Here is a 3,325-nt window from a genome sequence, read left to right as displayed (position 1 = left end):
CAAGCAAATCATTTAGGTGTGACCATACAGGCAGATATTATTAAGCAGAAACTACCCACAAACAATTTCGGTTTTAAAAATATTGGTTTTGGAAAATATGATGATGACATGTATGAAACATTGACAACAGACCATCCTATTGACCTTTGTAGGTTACAAGTAGCCAACTGCTATATGGGTAAAATAGGATTGATTAATTCAGGCGGTGGCTCTAAAGGTGAATCTGATTTGGTTGAAGCCATAACAACAGCAGTAATCAATAAAAGAGCTGGTGGTTCTGGTTTGATAATGGGAAGAAAAGCGTTTCAAAAGCCTTTAAGAGAAGGTGTAGAGTTATTAAAAACCGTACAAAGTGTGTATTTAAATAAGAAAATTACAATTGCATAACTTACAATAGAAAAACAAAGTTTTTAACTATATGCCTAGCATAAAACAAAAAAAAAATAGAATCCTAAAAATTGGCAAAATGACCTTATTAATTATTTTCTTATTACTTTTTATTCCAATTGGTATTATTGGTGGCTATGAGTATTTTAAAGTTATTAATGCGCCAAAATACAATCCAGAAACCATGCCATTAAATTACGAAATTGTAGGTTCTGGCAATAAAAAATTGGTGTTTATACATGGTTTAACAGGGTCTAAAAATTATTGGAAAAGCGAGTTGGAAACGGTTAGTAAAACGCATCAGCTGTTATTAGTGGATTTACTGGGATTTGGTGATTCTCCAAAACCTAATAGCGAATATAGTCTCAATATCCAACTAAACGCCTTGGAGAAGATAATTACCAAAGAAAATTTTAATGATGGCAATGCGGTTATCGTAGGGCACTCCATGGGAGCCATTATCTCACTGGCACTACTTGCAAAACATAACAATTGGTTTGAAGGTGCCATTATTACTGGGCTTCCTGTTTATAAAGATAAAAATGAGTTTAAAGAAATTATGTCTGGCCATGGTGCTTTTGATCGATTAGTTTCAGGAAAATACGGTACACTTATTTGTATGCTGCATCCTATTTTTATGACTAATTTTTTTAAACCCGATAATTTAACTGACGAAGTGTATGAAGATGCAAAAAAACATACTTGGCAAAGTTATGCCAACTCCCTAAATGAAATTGTGATTAAACCCGATCTAAGCATATTTTCAAAAGTGATTAAGGACAAGAAGATTGTGTTTATTCATGGTACTGAGGATTCTTCAGCGCCTTATGAAGGTGCCAAAAAATATGCTAAAACATTTTCTAATTCAAAATTTATAACAGTAGCTGGTGGCGATCACCAATTGTTTTTAAAAGAGCCAAACCTAGTCTGGAACGCTATAAATCAATTCCCGCATACAAGTATTACTTCCAACGAAGAAAACAAAGTAATGACAAATGAATTCTAAAACTGTAAATATTATCGGTGGTGGACCAGCCAGTTTAGTAGCAGCAATACAACTTGCCAAAAATAATTATACAGTTACAGTTCATGAAATGAAAAAAGATGTTGGCACTCGCTTTAATGGGGACTTTCAAGGTATAGACAATTGGTCAACTTATGAAGACGCACAAGATTTTTTAGAATCTATAGATGTATCCATAAATTTTAGGTTTGCACCCTATAGCAATGGTGATTATTTTGACCCTTTATTAAAAAAATATAATATTAATACATCTCGCCCTTTATTTTATCTTGTAGAACGTGGCACTAATGAATATTCTTTAGACCAAGGATTAAAAAGGCAAGCTCTAAAAGCTGGCGTAGAAATTAAATGGAATTCTCGTATATCAAAAGTTCCAGAAGGTAAAGTAATTATTGGTACAGGACCCAAAGCAGCAGATGCCATCGCTAAAGGCATTGTTTTTAAAACCACTCACAAAAACTACTATGCAGGTTATTTAGACGACAATATTGCACCTCAGGCTTATGCTTACCTTTTGGTTAATGAAGGTAGAGCCACATTTGCAACCTGTTTGTTTAAATCTTTTCCTAATGCCCAAGAATATTACGACCGTGCCTACAAAAGACTTGTTGAAACCGTAGATATAGATATTATAAACCCAAAACCCTTTGGAGGTTATGTTAATTTTTTCTTCAATAAAAATCTAACAAAAGATAATCGAATTTATTACGTAGGTGAAAATGCAGGATTCCAAGATGCGCTTTGGGGTTTTGGTATGCGTTATGCCATGCATTCTGGTTATTTGGCAGCTCGAAGTATTATAGAAGATAAGTCATATCAAGACCTTTGTAAAAAACATATTATTCCAAAAATGGAAGTGTCTCTTATTAACCGATGGATGTTTACAAGATTAGGTAATAAAGGCTATAAAAAAGTACTGAAAATGATCTCGACAAAGAAAGATCTTATTCCAATTTTAACTAAAAAATATAATTCAAACGGCATTGACAAACGTATATTATTGCCTTTAGCTAAGCTCTGGTTTAAACCTAGATTGAATGATAAGCAATGTATGCATAAAAACTGTTCGTGTTTATGGTGTAAACATGGAAAGCACGACTCCCTTGAAATTGAATCTGATTGTTAGACAATTATAAGCTAGTAATTAATTTTTAAAAAATTAACAACTATGGTAACCGTAGAAAAACAAGGTCTCATATTAAGCCCTACCGAACTCAAATTTGAGAATAATGGAGTGCTAAATCCTGGTATATACCAAGAAAATAACAGCGTTCATATTTTTTATAGAGCTGTTGAAGAAGGTAATTTCTCAACGATTGGCTATGCCAAATCCAAGGGGTCAAACACTATTATAGAACGACATAAAAAACCATTGATTGAGCGAGAATATGATTATGAAAAACATGGTGTTGAAGATGCGCGTGTCGTAAAAATTGAAGATTTATACTATCTTAATTATACAGCATACGATGGTATTAATGCTCTGGGAGCTCTTGCGGTTTCTAAAGACTTAAAGCATTTTGAAAAAAAAGGAATTATCTCACCATTAATTAATTACAATGAATACGAATGTTTTGTTAATTGTTGCGAACAAGAAAAATTAAACCCTAAATATCATCATTATTACAATCTTTTTGCAGAAATAGGATTGGTAGAAGAAGAAAGACGGTTTCTACGCGATAAAGATATTTTTTTATTTCCTCGAAAAATTAATGGAAAATTTGCAATGCTTCATCGTATCTGGCCAGGAATCCAAATCGTATATTTTGATTACTGGGATGACTTAACAAAAGAATTTTGGGAAAACTATTTAAAAAAGTTAACAGACTATATAATTTTAGACCCAAAATATGATTTTGAGGTAAATTATATTGGTGGTGGCTGTCCACCCATAGAAACAGAAGATGGTTGGCT

Annotated in this window: 3 protein-coding genes and 1 pseudogene; all 4 read left to right on the top strand. The window is 32.8% G+C overall.

All coding sequences use genetic code 11. The features are described 5' to 3' along the window. Positions 1-387: pseudogene (locus AAC053_RS13755) on the top strand (fructose-bisphosphate aldolase); the annotation flags it as partial. Between the two features lie 79 nt (positions 388-466). Continuing rightward, positions 467-1,393 carry an alpha/beta hydrolase gene (locus AAC053_RS13750; protein ID WP_339757824.1) on the top strand — a complete coding sequence of 309 codons (927 nt, stop codon included), beginning with the start codon at positions 467-469 and terminating at the stop codon, positions 1,391-1,393. Then, on the top strand, positions 1,383-2,537 hold the full coding sequence (locus AAC053_RS13745; RefSeq protein ID WP_339757821.1) for an NAD(P)/FAD-dependent oxidoreductase: 1,155 nt from the start codon (positions 1,383-1,385) through the stop codon (positions 2,535-2,537). The genes AAC053_RS13750 and AAC053_RS13745 overlap by 11 nt, the downstream gene beginning before the upstream one ends. Before the next feature lie 42 nt (positions 2,538-2,579). Continuing rightward, the coding region (locus tag AAC053_RS13740; RefSeq protein WP_339757818.1) for a pesticidal protein Cry7Aa at positions 2,580-3,325 on the top strand (746 nt) is incomplete at its 3' end.

It is taken from the genome of uncultured Winogradskyella sp., assembly GCF_963975125.1.
Lineage (GTDB): Bacteria > Bacteroidota > Bacteroidia > Flavobacteriales > Flavobacteriaceae > Winogradskyella.
The sequence above is the reverse complement of the archived record's forward strand: the minus strand, read 5'-3'. Positions and strand labels throughout refer to the sequence as shown.

Bases quoted from the DNA above. Each gene is read 5' to 3' on its own strand.
- AAC053_RS13750 (WP_339757824.1), top strand. From the start codon at position 467: ATGACCTTATTAATTATTTTCTTATTACTTTTTATTCCAATTGGTATT.
- AAC053_RS13745 (WP_339757821.1), top strand. From the start codon at position 1,383: ATGAATTCTAAAACTGTAAATATTATCGGTGGTGGACCAGCCAGTTTA.